Below are 18,155 nucleotides of genomic sequence, written 5' to 3'. Positions count from 1 at the left end.
AGGGTTCCGAAAGGCCGGGGCTCCCGCCGGCCGGTGGGAGTTCTTGCTCTGGAATCCGGGCCGTCGGCCGGTGTTCCTTGGGCTTTCCGGGAGAGTTCTGGCGGCCGGTGGGAGCCTTTCTATTTTGACGACTGCACGGACCGGGAGAGGCCACGGACCCCTGGTCCCCCGGGTCTTGCCGTGGCGAGGAGCGGCAGGCGAAGGATCCAGGGGACAGGATCTAGGCGTGGAGCTCGCCGGAGAGCACGGTCACCGCGCGCCCCGCCAGCTCTACCCGGTCGCCCCGTACGGTCGTGCGGACCACGCCTCCGCGCTGCGACAACTGGGCACCCACCAGGCTGTCGGAACCGAGCCTGGCCGACCAGTAGGGAGCGAGCGCGCAGTGGGCGGAGCCCGTCACCGGGTCCTCGGGAACTCCGACGCGGGGGGCGAAGAATCGGGAGACGTAGTCGGCGCCCTGTCTGGATGCACGAGCCGTCACGATGACTCCCCGCGCGTCGACGGCCTCCAGGGCGCGAAAGTCAGGGGCCGTGTCGAGCACGGCGTCCTCGGATTCGACCTCCACGAGATAATCCCAAACATTTTTTCCTCCCCAAACAGGTTTAACTCCGAGCGCATCGATCAGCCCTGCGGGAAGAGGCGTCTCTTGGAGTACTTTTGCCGGGAAATCCATGCTGATTAAACCTGATTTATCCCTGGTCACGGACAGGATTCCGCTCTTCGTTGAGAATTCGAGGGTTTCTGGGACCGTTCCCGTGGAATACAGCACATGCGCCGTGGCCAGGGTCGCATGCCCGCAGAGGGCCACCTCGGTCACCGGCGTGAACCAACGGAGCGAGTACGGCCCGCCGTCCTCCGCTTCGAGCAGGAAGGCTGTCTCGGAGTGCCGCATCTCCGCCGCCACGGACTGCATCCAGGTGTCAGGGACTGGATTGCCGAGTACGCAGACCCCGGCAGGGTTACCCTTGAAAAATTCATCGGTAAACGAGTCGACCGTGTAGACGAGCATGACGCGATGCTAGCGGCGCCGGAGATATCAGTTGAAGTCAAGTCAGGGGATCGGGCAAAGTCAGGGATCGGGCAGACCAGTGCGGTAGCCGTACAAAGTGGAAATAAGCGCTGGGCGTGTCGCATGGCGAACTTCGGGTCGTCGGTTACCGTCCAAGATGTAGGGACAGGCCGGGTACGGCGTGGTCCTGGCGAAAGGACGAGCCGATGGGGGCAGTGCGCAAGGTGGCAAGCTACCTTGGTCTGGGCGGGGCCGAGCAGTATGACGAGTCCTACGACTACGAGGATGAGGTCGAGGGCGAGGACTGGCAGTCTGCTTCGGAGCGCGCGGCCAAGCGCTGGCACGCGATGAACGAGCCCTCACGAATCGTGATGCTCACGCCGATGAAGTACAACGACGCACCGGTCATCGGACAACACTTCCGCGAGGGTCAGACGGTCATCATGGACGTCAGCGGGATGAGCACCGCCGAGGCCACGAGGATGGTCGACTTCGTCGCCGGGCTGGCGTACGGCTGTGAAGGGCGTATCGAGCGGATCGCAGAGAAGGTCTTCCTGCTGGCCCCTGCCGAGGTGGAGATCACCAACGGGTGATGCGGCGGCGGCCTGGACGTGCGGGGTCCGAGAGATCGGTCCCCGCCGCAGTCGTGCGGCCGAGCCGGGCAGCGCGTTGGCGGTGCCCCGGTCAGGAGCCCAGCCGACCCTGGGGTCGGCGAGAACGCCCGGTGAACGGAGCCGGTCAGCCCGCCCGGGGACCCCGGCGGAGCAGCCGGGTGAGTTCGGCCAGATCGGAGGCCGCTGTCTTGACCCGGCTCTCCGACTCGCGAGCGTAGTCATGCAGGGCCCATACCGCGCCCTGGGCAAGCTCCCTGAGCTCGGAGAGCTGCGTGACGACGTATTCGGCGTCCGCCCGCTCACGCCTGCGCCTGCGCCAAAGCAGGTAGCCACCCTCCGCGGCCGGTAGCGGCGCGAGCAGCGCGAGCGGGAGGACGGGAAGGACCAACGCGACCACCAGGATCACCGGGGCGAGGGCGAGCAGCACGTAGGCCGCCCAGGGCCGGCCGCGGACCGGCGTGCCCTCGGTGACGATGCGCTCCTCGGCGGCGCCCAGCGAATCGGGGTCCGGTCCCTCGGGACGGAGCGTCACGCGGTGGCCGAGGATCGGCATGGTGACCGACTCGGGGGCCTCGGCCCGGGTGGCCTCGGCGAGCTTCTCCGCCGCGGACCGCACGATGGGCGCGGCCACATGCAGTGCGATCGCGGCCAGGTAGGGATGGGAGCCCGGGTGCAGATCGCTGAGCAGGTGGCTGGTGAGCGGTCTCACCGGCCGCTCGGGGGTGCCGGAACCCATCAGCTGGCGGAGCACGGTCAGCGGCTCGTCCTCGCTCCACACGACCGTGGACTCGCCGGAGCGGTCCGTCTGCGCGGTCTCAAGGAACGCGAGGTCACCTAGGCCGGTCCCGGTCTCCTCGCCCGATCCGGGGGCGTTCTCACGGGCCGAGGTGATCTCGGCGCAGCGGTCGCGCAGGTGGGTCAGCCTGGCGGCGGCCTGTACGGGAACGGCGAGCTCGGGGAGCTCGGCGAGCTCCGCGAAACCGGCCAGGGCCGGTGACACGACGGTCGAGGGCTCGTCGGGGATCAGAGCGCGCAACCACAGGTCGGGCTCGGATGCCGGGGATGCGGCCACCGCGTCGAGCCTGCGGAGAACGAAGATCTTTCCCGCCGGGCCGTACGCCCCGCGGGCCGCGGCGAGCCAGAGAGCCCGCTGGCCGTGGGTAACCGGGCGGTCCAGGGACAGGTCCCCGAAGGCGCTGCCGAGCCAGGAGGCGTGGATACGGTCGCCCTGGCCGGCGACGGCGAGCGCGAGACAGAGGAAGAGCGCGGTCCGTCGCTCGTCGCGCTGGGCGGCGCGGGCCAGAGGCTCAAGTGCCTCCTCGCCGCGGGTGAGCAGCACGAGGGCCTCGATGGCCGGAGCCAGCCAGTGGCCGGACATGTCCGCGAAACCGGTCGGCAGCTCGGCAGGGACGGTGCCGGTGGCCAGGTCGGTGAGGAGCGCATCGGCACAGCGGTGCAGCTCTGTCCCGGCCTGCGGATTCGCGGTCAGGTCCGTGCTCAAGGCAGAGAACTCCCCGAAGTTGTGACCGATGACCGCGCCAGCGTATTGCGCTTCGGACATCCCCGCGGGGAGGCGCGCCGAACATGACTTTGCCAGACGATCGCCTTGATTTTCCCAATAAAGACGATCATCTGGTGGACAGGTTACATCCGCTCGGGCACGGGGACGCCGAGAAGGCCCAGGCCGGTCTCCATGACCTTCAGGGTGAGCGCGCACAGGGCGAGCCGCGAGGCACGGGTGGCGGCCTCGACGTCGTCCTTCAGCACCGGGCAGTTCTCGAAGAACGTGGTGAAGGCGCTCGCCGTGTCGAAGAGGTAGGAGGCCAGCTTGTGCGGTGCCGAGTTCTCCGCCATCTCCTCGACCACTGAGCCGAAGCGGAGAAGCTGGAGTGCCAGTGCGCGCTCGGCCGGGTGACCCAGCACGATGGCTCCGGTCGTCTCGGCCGGGGTCACCCCGCCCCTGCGGAAGATGGAGCGGATGCGGGCCTGGGCGTACTGCAGGTAAGGGCCGGTGTTGCCGGTCAGGGCGAGCATGCGGTCGAAGTCGAAGACGTACTCGCTGTCGTGGCTGACCGACAGGTCGGCGTACTTGACCGCGCCCATACCGACGGCGTGCGCGATCTTCTCACGCTCCGCGTCGTCGTACTCGCGATCCTGGATCACTCCGGCGGCCCTGGTCTCGGCCTCGTCGAGCAGTTCCAGAAGCTTGACCGACTTCCCGCTCCTGGTCTTGAACATCTTGCCGTCGGAGCCCAGCACGCTGCCGATCTGGATGTGCTCCGCCCTGACGTGGTCGGGCAGCCAGCCCGCCAACCTGGCCGAGTCGAACACCATCGACATGTGCAGCGACTGGGTCACGCCGATCACGTAGAGGATGCGGTCGGCCTTGAGGTCCTGGACCCGGTAGCGGATCGTGGCCATGTCGGTGGTGCCGTAGCCGTACCCGCCGTCGCTCTTGCGGATCATCAGGGGGAGCGGCTGGCCCTCGCGGCCGGTGTAGCCGGGCGGGAAGACGCAGAGCGCGCCGTCGCTGAGCACGGCGATGCCGCGCTCCTGCAACTCGTCGCAGACCTGGGCGAGCACGTGGTTGTACATGCTCTCGCCGGCGATGTCCTCGTTGGTCAGCGTCACGCCGAGCTGGACGTAGACCTTGTTGAAGTAGCGGACCGTGGCGTCCATGAAGATGTGCCACAGGCGCATCGTCTCGGCCTCTTCGGCCTGCAGGGTGACGACCCGGGCGCGGGCCCGCCTGTTGAACTCGGGGTCGGTGTCGAACTTGACCCGGGCCGCCTGGTAGTAGGCGTTGCCCTCGCCGGCCTCCAGCTGGGCGACGGCGGCCTCCTCGCCGATGTCCAGCAGGTGCTCGATGAGCATGCCGAACGGCGTGCCCCAGTCGCCGAGATGGTTCTGCCGGATGACCCTGTTGCCCAGGTGCTCGTGGACCCGGGCGAGCGCGTCGCCCACGATCGTGGTGCGCAGGTGGCCGACGTGCATCTCCTTGGCCGCGTTGGGCGCGGAGTAGTCGATCACGACGGTCTGCGGCGAGGCGGACACGCCCACGCCGGCGCGCGGGTCGGTGTGGATCTCCGAGACCTGTGCCGTGATCCAGTCGTCGGAGAGGGTCAGGTTGAGGAAACCGGGGCCGCTGACCTCGACGGTGCCGGGGAACGGGTCGTCGGCCCGCCCGGTGAGGTGCTCGGCGATCTCCTGGGCGACCTCCCGCGGGGCCCGTCGCAGGCGCTTGCTCAGACTCATCGCCACGTTCGCCTGGTAGTCGGCGAACTGCGAGGGACGGATCAGCGGGTCTGCGTCGGAGTATTCGGCACCAAAGGCCGCGGCCAGCGCCTGCTGGACGCGCTCGGTGAGGGCGAATTGCGGGTCGGTCATGTTCCAAGGGTAGCGGTTGACCGATCCTGAACCGATTGGATATCACCCTGGCCGGGCCCGGTACTGCGGGATCGCATGACCGCGAAGACGCCGGTCAGCACGGCTCCCGCGGCGATGCCGAGCCCGGCCGCGACGCCACCTGCGGCGGGGTCGCGGAGGGTGAGCGCGAAGAACTCGCGGGTGAACGGGATGGCGAGGGTGAGGGCGAACAACCCGGCCATGGAGGCCACGAGCGCGACCCGCCACCAGACGTACGGGCGGGCGACGAGGGCCAGCACCCACCAGGCGGCGACGAACAACGTGATCACCGCCGAGGTGCGGCTCTCCGCCAGGGTGGCGGCCTCGCTCTGGGCGATCCAGTACGACAGGTAGACGGCGGCGGCGCAGATGATCCCGGCGGGGACCGCCAGCCGGAGCACGCGTGGCACGAAGCCGCTCCTGGCGCGCTCGTTGCTCGGCGCGAGCGCGAGGAAGAACGCGGGGATGCCGATCGTCAGCGCGTTAATCAGCGTGGAGTGCCGGGGGGCGAACGGGAAGGCGAGCCCGATGACCCCGGTGAGCAGGGAGAGCATGATCGCGTAGAAGGTCTTGGTGAGGAAGAGGCCGGCGACCCGTTCGATGTTGGCCAGCACCCGCCGGCCCTCGCCCACCACGGAGGGCAGGCCGGCGAAGCTGTCGTTCATCAGCACGATCTGGGCGACCGCCCGGGTGGCCCCGCTGCCGGAGCCCATCGCCACGCCGAGGTCGGCGTCCTTGAGCGCGAGCACGTCGTTGACGCCGTCGCCGGTCATCGCGACCGTGTGCCCGCGCGACTGGAGCGCGCAGACGAACAGCCGTTTCTGGTGCGGGCTGACCCGGCCGAAGACGGTGTTGGCCTCCATGATCTCGGCGAGCTTCTCGGGGTTGTCATCCGGCAGGGTACGGGCGTCCACCGCGCGCTCCCCGCCGGGGATGCCGAGAGAGGTGGCGATGGCCGACACCGACTCGGGGTTGTCGCCGGAGATGACCTTGACGGTGACGCCCTGTTCGGCGAAGTAGGCGAGGGTCTCGGCCGCCTCGGGACGGACCCGCTGCCTGAGCACGACGATGGCCGCGGCCTCGATGGCACCGAGGTCGTCGGGGTCGTGCAGCGAGGCGACCTTCCCCAGGGCGAGCACCCGCAGACCGGTGGCGGCGAGGGCCCCTGCCTCGGTGTACGCCGGAGTGCCGGGCGGCAGGAGGACGTCGGGGGCGCCCAGGACCCAGCAGCCGTGCCCGTCGAACTCGGCGCCGCTCCACTTGCGGGCCGAGGAGAAGGGGACCTTGGCGGCGACGGTCCAGCCGGGGGAGTCGGGATGGCGGGTCTGGATGGCTCGGGCCGTGGGGTTGGGGTCGGGGTCGAGGTTGGCCAGCGCGCCCAGTGCCTCGGGCACGGGCAGGTCGTCGCGGAGCCTGCGGACCTCACCGAGCTCCATGCCGCCCGAGGTGAGCGTGCCGGTCTTGTCGAGGCAGAGCGTGTCGACCCGGGCCAGGATCTCGATCGCGGGAAGCTCCTGGACCAGGCAGCGGCGCCTGCCCAGCCGGATCACGCCGACGGCGAAGGCGATGCTGGTCATCAGGACCAGGCCCTCGGGGATCATGGTGACGATGCCCGCGACCGTGCTGGTGACCGCCTCGCCGATGCCGGTCCGCCTGCTGACCTGGCTCCAGGTGAGCAGGGCACCGATTGGGATGACCAGCCAGGTCACGTACTTGATGAACCGGGTGATGCCGTCGCGCAGCTCCGAGTGGGACAGGCTGAACGCGCTGGCCTCCTCGGCGAGCCTGGCCGCGTAGGCGTCGCCGCCCACCCTGGTCGCGACGTAGGAGCCCCGGCCGGCGACCACGAAGCTGCCGGACAGGACCTCGTCGCCCGGTAGCTTGTGCACCGGGTCGGCCTCGCCGGTGAGCAGGGACTCGTCCGCCTCCAGCCCGTCGGAGTCAACGGTCTCGCCGTCGACCAGCAGCTGGTCGCCGGGCGCGAGCAGGATGAGGTCGCCGAGCACCACCTGCCGGGGCGGGATCTCGGTCTCCGAGCCGTCCCTGCGGACCTTGACCGGAGCCTCGTTGACGATGGCGAGCCGGTCGAGGGTGCGCTTGGCGCGGAGCTCCTGGATGATGCCGATGCCCGCGTTGGCCACGATCACCAGGCCGAAGAGGCCGTCCTGCCACTCCCCGAAGATCATGATCAGCACCCAGAGCACGCCGATCACCCCGTTGAAGAGGGTGAGGATGTTGGCCCTGAAGATCGCCGAGACCGATCTGCTCGATCGGCGCCTGACGTCGTTGACCTGCCCGAGGGCCACGCGCTCGGCGACCTCCGCCGAGGTCAGCCCACGCTGTGTCACCTGCTCCACACGGCCCCCTGCCGATCGACTGGGACTCAAGGGTACGCGGGGTCGGAGAATTCGGTGGAATACGTCCCCTGATGCGCCGCAAATATCACCGCAGGTTGGCGGCATGTTCGCGCAGTGTCACCGGAGGTGGCACAGGTGGTGACGCAGGTGGTGACGCAGGTGGTGACCAGGGGGCGGGACACGTCACCAGAGGCGGTGCGGGCGGGGGACGGCGGCGAGGCGCTCGCCGATGCGGTTCACCACGCCCTCGTGGGCCAGCTTGGCCGCGAGCACGCAGGCGGCGCTCACCCCCCTGGCGTGTGAGGCGCCGTGCGCGATGACCACGGTGCCGTTCAGGCCGAGCAGCACGGCCCCGCCGTGGACCTCGGGGTCGAGCCGCCGGTAGAGCTCTCTGATGCGTCTCTTCTGCAGCAGGCCGCCCACCCTGGCCGTCCGGCTCTCCCTGACCGTCTCGCGGAGCTCGGCGAAGGCGTAGCGGACGCTGCCCTCCATGGTCTTGAGCGCCACGTTGCCGGTGAATCCGTCGGCGACGATGACGTCCACGGTACGAGTGAGCAGGTCGTGGCCCTCGACGTTGCCCGAGAAGTCGAGGCCGGGGGCGGCCGACAGCAGTTCGTGGGCACGCTTGACGAGCTTGTTGCCCTTCTCCGGCTCGCTGCCGATGGTCAGCAGGCCGATCCTGGGGTTCTCGATGCCCAGGGCCGTCTCGGCGTAGGCGGCGCCGAGGTGCGCGAACTGCACCAGCATCTCGGGTTTGACCTCGGAGTTCGCCCCGGCGTCCAGCAGGACGGTCGGGGTGGGTCTGGTCGGCAGGGCGACGGCGATGGCGGGTCTGAGCACGCCGGGCTGGCCGCGGAGCCGGAGCTTTCCGGTGGCCACGATCCCGGCGGTGGACCCGGCGGAGACCACGGCGCAGGCGTCACCCCGCCGGACGAGGTGGCAGGCGACGGCGATGCTGGAGCGCGGGCGGCGCAGGCTGGCGAGGGCACCCTCGTCCATGGCCAGCGCCTCCTCGGCCCGGACGATGGGGATCTCGGCGGTCGCGTCGTGGTCGGAGAGCGCCTCGGACAGCGGGCGGGGGGCGCCGACGAGCACGACGGAGATCCCGTGCTCTCGCACCGCACGCACGGCTCCCGCCACGATCTCGTCGGGGGCGTGGTCACCGCCCATCGCGTCAAGGGCGATCGGCATGGTGCCGGGAGCATTGGTCTCAGGCAAGCGGTCACCTCGTGCGGGATGGTTTGTCCGCATCGTAGGCGGCCCCGGGAGCGGAATGTTCCGCCGGGGTGATCAGGGAGTGCCGGGGAGATTCCAGTCGGTTCTCTCCCGGGAGACGATGATCTTCCCGAAGGTGGCCCGGCCGACGACCCGGATGACGGGGGAGCCCTCGCCGCCCCGGCCGCCCGAGACGTGTCTCTTGGCGAACATGCCGCTGACCTCGTCGATGACGTGGGCGTTCTCCGGAACCCTGACGATCAGCTTGCCGCAGAGGGAGTTGACCTCCAGGGTGATCTCCCTGCCGGGGAGCACAGCCTCGGACAGGTCGACGATCAACGCGCCGAAGGTGGCGCTCAGCGTGGTGTGCCGCCCGGCGAGCCAGCGCCCGCCACGCACGACCTTGCTGAAGACGGCTCCGACCTGCTGCCGCTCGGTGGCGGATTCGCGGCCGGGGGCCACGACGTCGAGCAGGTCGCCGGTGAGGGGGGCGAGGTCGTCCGTGGTGACGGCGCGGTAGGCGATGTCCAGGCGGTCGGCGTGCTCGACGCTGGTCAGGCGGCCGGTGGCGAGCGCCTCGCCCAGCACCGCGGCCACACGGTCGCGATCGGCGTCGGAGGCGCGCAGAACGGGGTCATGAGACGTCATGACGCGAGTGTACGACTACTTAAGATATATCGCGAGACCTGTTCGTCGTCTGTGGCGGCGGGGAAACCGGTTGGCCTCCCCGCCGTCTCAGCGACCCGGGCGTCGCACGGAGGTGCGGCGGGCGATCTCAGCTTGAAGCCTGGCCATCTGCCAGTGCAGCTCGATGAGCTGCTCGGTGAGCTGAAGACGTGGAATCTCTGATGGGTCCTCGACGGACAGGTGGTCGATCGCGGTGGACAGCTCTCGCATCGCGCGCCCCCACTCCATGACGGCTTCCTTGGATCGAAACAACGTTCGAATCATACCGGAACACCGAACACGCTGTCAGTCCATTGCCTCCTGTGTCACGCCCAGTCGGCTAGCTCTCGTACTCGGGGACGATGTATCCGCGGGCCAGAGTGTGGGCGGTGATGTTGAAACCCAGCACGGCGGCCGAGGCGTCGGCGCCGAGGCCGAGCTTCTCCACGTCGAGGGCGTGCACCGCGAAGATGTAGCGGTGCGGATATCCGGGGGGCGGCGCGGCGCCGCCGTAGGCGGTGACGCCGTAGTCGTTGCGGCCGTGCACCCCCACACCGCCGTCACCGGCCCCCGCGCCGGCGGCCAGCTCGGTCACGTCCGCCGGGATGTCGAACAGCAGCCAGTGCCAGAACCCGCTGCCGGTGGGCGCGTCGGGATCGAAGCACGTCACGGCGTAGCCGAGGGTGCCCTCGGGCGCGCCGGACCAGCGCAGGTGGGGCGAGACGTTCTGGCCGTTGAATCCCCAGTCGTTGAACACCTGGGCCGGAGCCAGACGCTCTCCGTCGCGCACGTCGTCGCTTTCGACGGTCAGCGCGGGAACCTGGGGCAGGAAGTCGTACGGAATCGGTGGCCGGGTGGACACGATTCACCTCCGATGGGAGCGTCTTTTCGGTCGCTCCTCATCTTGCCCGGCGATCAGACCTTGTTGTAGGCGGCGAGGACCGTCTGCGGGTCACCGTCCATCTTGATTTTGCCCTTGTGCAACCAGATGACCCGGTTGCAGGTCTCCTCGATCACGTCGAGGTTGTGGGCGACCAGGAAGACGGTGCCGGCCTCGTCGCGCATCTTCTTGATCCGGTCCTGGCTCTTGCGCCGGAACTCGCGGTCGCCGGTGGCCAGTGCCTCGTCGATGAGCAGCACGTCGTGGGACCTGGCCGAGGCGATGGCGAAGCGGAGCCTGGCGCCCATGCCCGAGGAGTAGGTGGACATGGGGAACTGCACGAACTCCCCGATGCCGGAGAAGTCGACGATGTCGTCGTACTTCTCCTTGACCTGCGCGGGGTTCATGCCCATCGCGTAGCAGCCGAGCACGATGTTGCGCTCGCCGGTGAGCTCGCGCATCAGCGCGGCGTTGACGCCGAGCAGGGAGGGCTGGCCGTTGGTGTAGACGGCGCCGGAGTGCGGGGGCAGCAGCCCGGCGATGGCGCGCAGCATGGTGGACTTGCCGGAGCCGTTGCGGCCGATGATGCCGATGGCATCGCCGTGACGGGCCACGAAGGAGACGCCGCGCACGGCGTGCACCTCCTTCATCTGCGGCCGTCCCTGGCGCTTGACGAGGCGCATCAGGGCGTTGACGGCGTTGCCCTTCTCCACGTCGCTGGCCGCGCCGTAGACCCGGTAGATGATGTGCAGGTCGTCCACGATGACCGTGGGGGTGCCCTCCTGGGCGTCCTTGGCGGGTTCGGGGTTGGGATGCACCCTGACATCCGTGCTGGGCACGGCGGGCTCCTCGGCCTTCACTCGGGACAGCTCCTCGGTCAACTCAGCCACGGCCGTACTTCTCCTCGGCTCGCCAGAAGTACCAGAAGCCGCCGAGCAGAGCGAACACTGCCCAGAATACGCAGACCGCCCAGATGTAGGGCCGGGGCGGGTGGGTCTGCATGAGCAGGTCCCGCATGAGCTCGATGTAGGCGGCGGCGGGGTTGAAGTACATGATGTCGGCGACCAGTTGGGGGAGGCCGGCACCGTTGGGCCCCACCACCTTGTCCTCGATGGAGAAGAAGACGCCGGAGGCGTAGAGCCAGGTGCGCATGATGAAGGGGAGCAGCTGGTTCAGGTCGCGGGCGGTGGAGCCGACCCTGGCGAGCACCAGGCTGGCGCCGACGTTGAACATCGTCTGCAGTGCCAGGGCGACCGGGATCAGCAGCCACAGCAGGGTGATCGGCTCGCCGGTGACCAGCACCAGGGCGAACAGCACGCCCATCGAGATCAGGAGTTGCTGGAACTCCTGGATCGTGTAGGCCAGCGGGAGCGCGGCGCGCGGGAAGTGCAGGGCCCGGATCAGCGACAGGTTGCCGGAGATCGCCTTGGCGCCGCCGCTCACCGAGCGCTGCGTGTAGGTGAAGACGAACATCCCGGTGATGAGGAAGGCCGGGTAGTTGGTGATGCCCTTGCTCGCGCCCAGGATCAGGCCGAACATCAGGAAGTAGATTGCGGCGTTCAGCAGCGGGGTGAGGACCTGCCAGAGCTGGCCCAGGGCTGAGTTGCTGTACTTCGAGACGTTGCGCGAGGTCGCGTACGTCATGACGAAATGCCGTCGTTCCCACAGCTGGCGTAGGTAGACGAGCAGACTCGGGCGTGCGATGGCACGCCGAAGTCCGTAACGCGCGGCGAGCTTGGCCAGCGGCTCTGGGGTGCCGTTACTCGGGCCGCCCGCCTGGGCGTCCGCGATCGCGGATTCCGGCTGGCTCATGGCAAGGACTCTATTGGATGTGGGTGGATGAAGCGCCTGCGGCGGCGTCCTGCCGCACACATTGGACGGGATCTCCGGGAAAGAGGTTCCAGGGTAATTGTGCGCTCCGCCTGCGAGCGACCGGCTCTTTCGCGTCCCGGCCAGAGTGGGCCCAGCTCGGGGGCAGGGAAAGGCAATGGATGCGAGCACTGTCGGCATGAGGGTAGCTTGGCCTGACCGTTATTGATATATGTATCCCTGCATGTCCTCTTTAGGGGCGTCTGGGATCTTGGCTTCGTCGAGTTGGCGGACATACAACGCCGAACCGGTTCATGCGTGACCGAACTGCAACATCACAGATGCGAATCGGTGTGGAGCGGTGCGGAACAGCCGCGACCGGCCGGTGTGACGTCAGTGCCCGGACCGGGGTGGCGGGAGGCAGGGACCAGAAGATCCTCCTTCGTGCTGCTCGGGCTGCGGATCTCCGTGTCGACGCGAGCCTGAAAAAGGAGGATCTACCGCAATGCGCGTTACCAAGGGTGCGCGGCTCACCGCCGGCGCCGCGCTACTCGCCCTCGCGCTGGCCGCGTGCGGCAACTCGGCGTCCTCGGGCGGCGGTACGGCCTCGGGCGACCTGCCGGTTCGGATGGAGCTCGGCGAGCCGCAGAAGCTCTTCTACCCCGGTGACACCACCGAGTCCGAGGGGGCGGAGGTCCTGGCCGCCGTCTTCGCGCCGCTGGTCAGCTACGACGAGAACAGGCATGTCGTGGACGAGGTCGCCGAGTCGATCGAGTCGAAGGACAACAGGGTGTGGACGGTCAGCCTCAAGCCCGGCTACACCTGGCACGACGGCGAGAAGCTGACCGCGCAGAACTACGTCGACGCGTGGAACTACGCGGCCAACCAGGACAACGCGCAGAGCGCCAACGGCTTCTTCAGCCGGATCGACGGCTGGGCCGACCTGAACCCGGGTGAGGGCAGGGCCGTCTCCACCAAGAAGATGAAGGGCCTGAAGGTCGTCGACGAGAGCACCTTCAGGGTCACCCTCAGCAAGCCGTTCTCCCAGTTCAAGACCATGCTGGGCTACACGGCGTTCTACCCGCTGCCCAAGGCGGCCTTCGGCGCCGACGGCAGGATCACCGAGGAGTACGCCAAGAAGCCGATCGGCCAGGGCTACTTCCAGTTCGACAAGCCGTTCAACAAGGGCACCGACCAGTCGATCGACCTCACCCGGTACGACAAGTTCCCCGGGACGAAGCCGAAGTTCACCAAGCTCCAGTTCAAGCTCTACACGAGCTCGGAGACCGCGTTCAACGACCTGGCCGCGGGCAACCTCGACATCCACGACTCGCTGCCCCCGTCCGCGATCGCCAGGGCCAAGTCGGAGTTCGGCGAGCGCTACCTGGACCAGGCGGACGCCGGCGTCGCCTACATCGGCTTTCCCATGCAGTACAACAAGACGTACGCGAACGTGAAGGTCCGCGAGGCCATCTCCATGGCCATCGACCGCGAGACCATCGCCGACAAGGTCTTCTCCGGCACGCGGGCCCCGGCGGACGACTTCATCAACCCGCTGCTCGACGGGTACCGTGCCGCCGCCTGTGCGGCCTGCGTCTACGACCCGGCCAAGGCCAACGAGCAGTACACCGCCAACAACGGCCCCAAGACCCTGGAACTGGGGTACAACTCCGACGGCCCGCACAAGGAGTGGATCGAGGCCGTCGCCAACAGCCTCCGCGCCAACCTGGGGGTCGAGGTGAAGGTCAAGCCGTTCGAGAAGTTCGGCGGGATCCTCGACGAGCTCGGCGCGAAGACCTACGGCGGCATGTTCCGCATGGGCTGGGCGATCGACTACCCCTCGGTGGAGAACTACCTGACCCCGATCTTCTCCACCATCGCGATCAAGACCGGTGCCAACTACGCCGGCTGGTCGAACCAGGAGTTCGACGCGCTCCTCGCCAAGGGCGACTCCGCCCGGACGCAGGAGGAGGGCCTGAAGTTCTACCAGCAGGCCGACGACATCCTGATCAGGGAGATGCCCTACATCCCGGTGTACTTCTACCGGACCAACGGCGCGTTCTCCCAGAACGTCAAGGGCGTGAAGATCGATCTGCTCAACCAGATCAAGTGGACCGAGGTCGAGAAGGCCGGCTGACGACCGGCTGAGGGCCGGGCGGGAGCCCGGCCCCACCGGCAGCCCGAGGGTGATCTCACCGCACCGCGCGACCCGCCGGTCCGCGAATCACCCCGGGCACGTACGGGAGGCTTGAATGGGCCGTTACGTTCTCCGGCGCCTGATCCAGGCGATACCAGTCCTGCTGGGCGCCACCCTGCTCATCTACGCCATCGTCTTCGCGCTGCCCGGTGACCCCATCGCGGCGCTGGCGGGCGAGAAGCGCATGGACCCCAACATCGTCGACATCCTGCGCGAGCAGTACCACCTGAACGATCCGTTCCTGGTGCAGTACTGGCACTACATCGTCGGCCTGCCGGGTGGCGACTTCGGCACCACCTTCGCCGGCGTCGGGGTCGGCGACATCATGGCGGGCAAGTTCCAGGTGACCATCAACCTGGCGGTGACCGCCCTGGTGATGGAGGCGGTCATCGGCGTGGGCCTCGGCCTGTACGCCGCGCTGCGCCACGGCAGGGCAGGCGACTCGCTGATCCTCGCCGCCACGCTGGTGCTGATCTCGGTGCCCGTCCTGGTCACCGGCTTCGTGCTCCAGTTGCTGCTGGGCGTGCGGCTCAAGCAGGCCGGGATCGACCTCTTCCCCGTCGCGGGCGTGTCGGAGGGCTGGCGCAGTTACCTGCTGCCCGGCTTCGTGCTCGCCGGGACGTCGATCGCCTACCTCACCCGGCTCACCAGGAACAGCCTGGTGGAGATCATGCGTGCCGACTACATCCGCACCGCGGTGGCCAAGGGCCTGCCCAGGAGCCGGGTCGTCGGCCGGCACGCGCTGCGCAACGCGCTGATCCCGCTGATCACCTACCTCGGTGCCGATCTCGGCGCGTTGATGGGCGGTGCGGTGATCACCGAGACGATCTTCAACCTGCCGGGAATCGGCCAGCAGCTGTTCACCTCCGTCTACCTGCGCGAGCAGCCGGTGGTCGTCGGCATCGTGACGGTGCTGGTGCTGATCTACATCCTGGCCAACCTGGTCGTCGACCTGCTCTACGCCGTGCTCGACCCGAGGATCCGCTATGAGTGACGCCCTTGCCCCGGTCAAGAAGCGCCGGAACGGTGGACCGGGAAGGCACGTGAGAACGTCCAGGCCGCCCAAACCGCCCAGGGCCGCGAGCCTGTGGACCGACGCCTGGTACGACCTGCGCCGCCGGCCGCTCTTCGTCGGCTCGGCGGTCCTCATCGGTGTCCTGGTGGCCATGGCGGCGTTCCCCTCGCTGTTCACCTCGGTGAACCCGTTCGACGCCGCGACCTGCGATCTGGCCCAGGCCAGGCAGGGCATGAGCGCCGTGCACTGGTTCGGCACCGACAACCTCGGCTGCGACGTCTACTCCCGCGTCGTCCACGGCGCCCGTAACTCGATGGTCGTCGGCCTGAGCACCACGGTCGTCACCGCGCTGGTGGGCGGTCTGCTCGGCCTCCTCGCCGGGTTCAGGGGCGGTGCGCTGGACACGTTGCTCTCCCGGATCACGGAGATCTTCTTCGCGATCCCGTCGATCCTCGGCGCCCTGCTCATCCTGGCGATCTTCCGCACGGGCAACGTGTGGACGGTCATGCTCGCGCTGGCGGTGCTGGCCTGGCCGATGACGTACCGGATCATGCGGGCGGCGGTGATCACCGCCAAGGGCCAGGACTACGTGCTCGCGGCGCGGGCGCTCGGCGCCTCCGCGCCGAGGATCATGTTCCGGCACATCCTGCCGAACGCGGCCGCCTCGGTGATCGTGGTCGCCACGATCAACCTGGGCACTTTCATCGCCGCCGAGGCCGGCCTGTCGTTCCTCGGGGTGGGCCTGCGCTCGCCCGACATCTCGTGGGGGCTCATGATCTCCGACGCCAGGGAGCGTTTCCTGGAGGCTCCGTGGCCGCTGCTGTTCCCGGCGCTGTTCCTGAGCCTGACGGTGCTGGCCTTCATCATGCTGGGCGACGCCGTCCGCGACGCCCTCGACCCGAAGCTGCGGTAGGGGGACCCGTGAAGAAGACCTCGACGCCGGTGGTGCCGACCGGCCAGGCTCCCGGCGGCGAGCCGCTGCTCGCCGTCGACGACCTGCACGTGGAGTTCACGACCAGGCAGGGCGTGGTCAGGGCGGTCAACGGGGTCAGCTACTCGCTGAACCCCGGGGAGACGCTCGCCGTGCTCGGCGAGTCGGGCTCGGGCAAGTCGGTGACCGCACAGGCCATCATGGGCATCCTCGACACGCCGCCGGCCCGCGTTTCCCGAGGGGAGATCCGCTTCCGGGGCATGGACCTGCTCGGGCTGCCCGAGGAGGCACGCTCCCAGGTCCGCGGCCGGCGGATCGCGATGATCTTCCAGGACGCGCTCTCCGCGCTGAACCCGGTGTTCACCGTCGGGTTCCAGATCGGCGAGATGTTCCGGGTGCACCGGGGTGCCTCCAGGCGTGACGCGGAGAGGCGGGCGATCGAGCTGATGGACCGGGTCCGCATCCCCGATGCCAGGCAGCGGGTGCACGACTACCCGCACCAGTTCTCCGGGGGAATGCGCCAGCGCATCATGATCGCGATGGCGATCGCGCTCGACCCGGAGGTGCTGATCGCCGACGAGCCGACCACGGCCCTCGACGTGACGGTGCAGGCCCAGATCATGGAGCTGCTGGCCGAACTGCGGCGCGAGAGCGACATGGGCCTGATCCTGATCACCCACGACCTCGGTGTGGTGGCGGACGTCGCCGACAGGATCGCGGTCATGTACGGCGGGCGGATCGTGGAGAAGGCCCCCGTGCACGACATCTACCGGAAGCCCGCCCACCCGTACGCCAAGGGCCTGCTCGACTCGGTTCCCAGGGTCGATCGGAAGGGGCAGGAGCTTTTCGCCATCAAGGGCATGCCGCCGAACCTGCTCGACATGCCCTCGGGCTGTTCCTTCCACCCCCGGTGTCCCTACCGCCAGAACGACTGCGTCACCGACGCGCCCCCGCTGTACGAGATCGGCCCCACGCGCGCCAGCGCGTGCCACTACTGGAGGGAGGTCCTCGATGGCAGCCACGAGTGAGCCGATCCTTGAGGTTCGTGACCTGGTCAAGCACTTCCCGCTGACCCGGGGCGTCGTGGTGCGCAGGCAGATCGGCGCGATCAGGGCGGTCGACGGGGTCTCCTTCGACCTGCGCCGGGGCGAGACGCTCGGCATCGTGGGGGAGTCGGGCTGTGGCAAGTCCACGCTGGCCAGGCTCCTGATGGCGCTGGAGCGGCCCACCTCGGGATCGGTGAGGATCAACGGCAGGGAGGTCGCCCAGGCCAGGGGCGGCGAGCTCAAGCGGGTCCGCCGCAACATCCAGATGGTCATGCAGGACCCCTACACCTCGCTGAACCCCCGGATGACCGTGGGCGACATCGTCGGCGAGCCGTTCGAGATCCACCGGGACGTGGCCCCCAAGGGCGACCGGCGCCGCAGGGTGCAGGAACTCCTGGAGGTCGTGGGGCTGGACCCCGACCACGTCAACCGCTACCCGCACCAGTTCTCCGGTGGCCAGCGCCAGCGCATCGGCATCGCCCGAGGGCTCGCGCTCCAGCCCGAGATCATCGTGTGCGACGAGCCGGTCTCCGCGCTGGACGTGTCGATCCAGGCGCAGGTCGTCAACCTGCTGGAACGGCTGCAGGACGAGTTCGGCCTCGCCTACGTCTTCATCGCCCACGACCTGTCGGTGGTCCGGCACATCTCCGACCGGGTCGGAGTGATGTATCTGGGGAAGATGGTCGAACTCGGCAAGGAGACCGAGATCTACGACCGGCCCGCCCACCCCTACACCCAGGCGCTGCTGTCGGCCGTGCCGGTGCCCAACCCGGAGGGGCGGGAGCGGCGCGAACGGATCATCCTCCAAGGCGACCCGCCGTCCCCGGCCAACCCGCCGTCGGGCTGCCGATTCCGTACGCGGTGCTGGAAGGCGGCGGAGATCTGCGCCGTCGAGGAGCCGCCGCTGCGGATCCGGCCGGGCACCGCGCACGCGAGCGCCTGCCATTTCGCCGAGACCCACGACGTGACCCAGCCGCACCCCTTCGGGAAGGGTGGTGATGTGGAAGAAGG

Annotated in this window: 16 protein-coding genes; 6 read left to right on the top strand and 10 right to left on the bottom strand. The window is 68.7% G+C overall.

All coding sequences use genetic code 11. The features are described from left to right. Positions 1 to 220: 220 nt before the first annotated feature. On the bottom strand, positions 221 to 1,009 hold the full coding sequence (locus ABZ260_RS25430) for a PhzF family phenazine biosynthesis protein (RefSeq protein ID WP_355622305.1): 789 nt from the start codon (positions 1,007 to 1,009) through the stop codon (positions 221 to 223). A gap of 206 nt (positions 1,010 to 1,215) precedes the next feature. Here ABZ260_RS25430 and ABZ260_RS25425 point away from each other — a divergent pair, with 206 nt between their 5' ends. Continuing rightward, on the top strand, positions 1,216 to 1,602 hold the full coding sequence (locus ABZ260_RS25425) for a cell division protein SepF (RefSeq protein WP_030925173.1): 387 nt from the start codon (positions 1,216 to 1,218) through the stop codon (positions 1,600 to 1,602). Between the two features lie 145 nt (positions 1,603 to 1,747). Here ABZ260_RS25425 and ABZ260_RS25420 read toward each other — a convergent pair whose 3' ends face one another. The 9 genes from ABZ260_RS25420 to ABZ260_RS25380 all read right to left on the bottom strand — a co-directional run bounded on the left by ABZ260_RS25420 (position 1,748) and on the right by ABZ260_RS25380 (position 11,958). Next, positions 1,748 to 3,124 (bottom strand): hypothetical protein, encoded by a 1,377-nt coding sequence (locus ABZ260_RS25420; protein WP_355622302.1) that lies wholly within the window; start codon positions 3,122 to 3,124, stop codon positions 1,748 to 1,750. A gap of 143 nt (positions 3,125 to 3,267) precedes the next feature. Beyond that, positions 3,268 to 5,010, bottom strand: a complete 1,743-nt coding sequence (gene argS / locus ABZ260_RS25415) for an arginine--tRNA ligase (RefSeq protein WP_355622299.1) — start codon at positions 5,008 to 5,010, stop codon at positions 3,268 to 3,270. Then, positions 5,007 to 7,385: an HAD-IC family P-type ATPase gene (locus tag ABZ260_RS25410; RefSeq protein WP_355622296.1), complete on the bottom strand. Its 2,379-nt coding sequence runs from the start codon at positions 7,383 to 7,385 to the stop codon at positions 5,007 to 5,009. The genes argS and ABZ260_RS25410 overlap by 4 nt, the downstream gene beginning before the upstream one ends. A 183-nt stretch (positions 7,386 to 7,568) precedes the next feature. Then, positions 7,569 to 8,576, bottom strand: coding sequence for a phosphate acyltransferase PlsX (gene plsX, locus ABZ260_RS25405; protein ID WP_350916147.1), 1,008 nt, complete (start codon positions 8,574 to 8,576; stop codon positions 7,569 to 7,571). A gap of 99 nt (positions 8,577 to 8,675) precedes the next feature. Continuing rightward, positions 8,676 to 9,248: a DUF1707 domain-containing protein gene (locus ABZ260_RS25400; RefSeq protein ID WP_355622293.1), complete on the bottom strand. Its 573-nt coding sequence runs from the start codon at positions 9,246 to 9,248 to the stop codon at positions 8,676 to 8,678. A gap of 87 nt (positions 9,249 to 9,335) precedes the next feature. Then, positions 9,336 to 9,515, bottom strand: a complete 180-nt coding sequence (locus tag ABZ260_RS25395) for a hypothetical protein (protein WP_030925184.1) — start codon at positions 9,513 to 9,515, stop codon at positions 9,336 to 9,338. Between the two features lie 91 nt (positions 9,516 to 9,606). Further along, the gene (locus ABZ260_RS25390; protein ID WP_355622289.1) at positions 9,607 to 10,128 is read right to left on the bottom strand and encodes a YbhB/YbcL family Raf kinase inhibitor-like protein; all 522 of its coding nucleotides are present in this window, start codon (positions 10,126 to 10,128) and stop codon (positions 9,607 to 9,609) included. Positions 10,129 to 10,181: 53 nt separating this feature from the next. Continuing rightward, on the bottom strand, positions 10,182 to 11,036 hold the full coding sequence (locus ABZ260_RS25385; protein ID WP_350915581.1) for an ABC transporter ATP-binding protein: 855 nt from the start codon (positions 11,034 to 11,036) through the stop codon (positions 10,182 to 10,184). Beyond that, a complete protein-coding gene (locus ABZ260_RS25380; protein WP_355563788.1) occupies positions 11,029 to 11,958 on the bottom strand; it encodes an ABC transporter permease in 930 nt (309 codons plus the stop codon). Before ABZ260_RS25380 ends, ABZ260_RS25385 begins: the two co-directional genes overlap by 8 nt. Before the next feature lie 502 nt (positions 11,959 to 12,460). Here ABZ260_RS25380 and ABZ260_RS25375 point away from each other — a divergent pair. The 5 genes from ABZ260_RS25375 to ABZ260_RS25355 all read left to right on the top strand — a co-directional run. Further along, positions 12,461 to 14,092, top strand: a complete 1,632-nt coding sequence (locus tag ABZ260_RS25375) for an ABC transporter substrate-binding protein (protein WP_355622286.1) — start codon at positions 12,461 to 12,463, stop codon at positions 14,090 to 14,092. Between the two features lie 115 nt (positions 14,093 to 14,207). Beyond that, positions 14,208 to 15,146 (top strand): ABC transporter permease, encoded by a 939-nt coding sequence (locus tag ABZ260_RS25370; RefSeq protein ID WP_355622283.1) that lies wholly within the window; start codon positions 14,208 to 14,210, stop codon positions 15,144 to 15,146. Continuing rightward, positions 15,139 to 16,080, top strand: coding sequence for an ABC transporter permease (locus ABZ260_RS25365; protein WP_355622280.1), 942 nt, complete (start codon positions 15,139 to 15,141; stop codon positions 16,078 to 16,080). Before ABZ260_RS25370 ends, ABZ260_RS25365 begins: the two co-directional genes overlap by 8 nt. Before the next feature lie 8 nt (positions 16,081 to 16,088). Further along, positions 16,089 to 17,126 carry an ABC transporter ATP-binding protein gene (locus ABZ260_RS25360; RefSeq protein WP_355622277.1) on the top strand — a complete coding sequence of 346 codons (1,038 nt, stop codon included), beginning with the start codon at positions 16,089 to 16,091 and terminating at the stop codon, positions 17,124 to 17,126. Beyond that, positions 17,110 to 18,155 (top strand): dipeptide ABC transporter ATP-binding protein (locus tag ABZ260_RS25355; protein ID WP_355622274.1); only part of this gene is annotated, 1,046 nt, incomplete at its 3' end. The genes ABZ260_RS25360 and ABZ260_RS25355, both read left to right, overlap by 17 nt.

It is taken from the genome of Streptosporangium sp. NPDC006013 (assembly GCF_040614275.1).
GTDB lineage: Bacteria > Actinomycetota > Actinomycetes > Streptosporangiales > Streptosporangiaceae > Streptosporangium.
The sequence above is the reverse complement of the archived record's forward strand: the minus strand, read 5'-3'. Positions and strand labels throughout refer to the sequence as shown.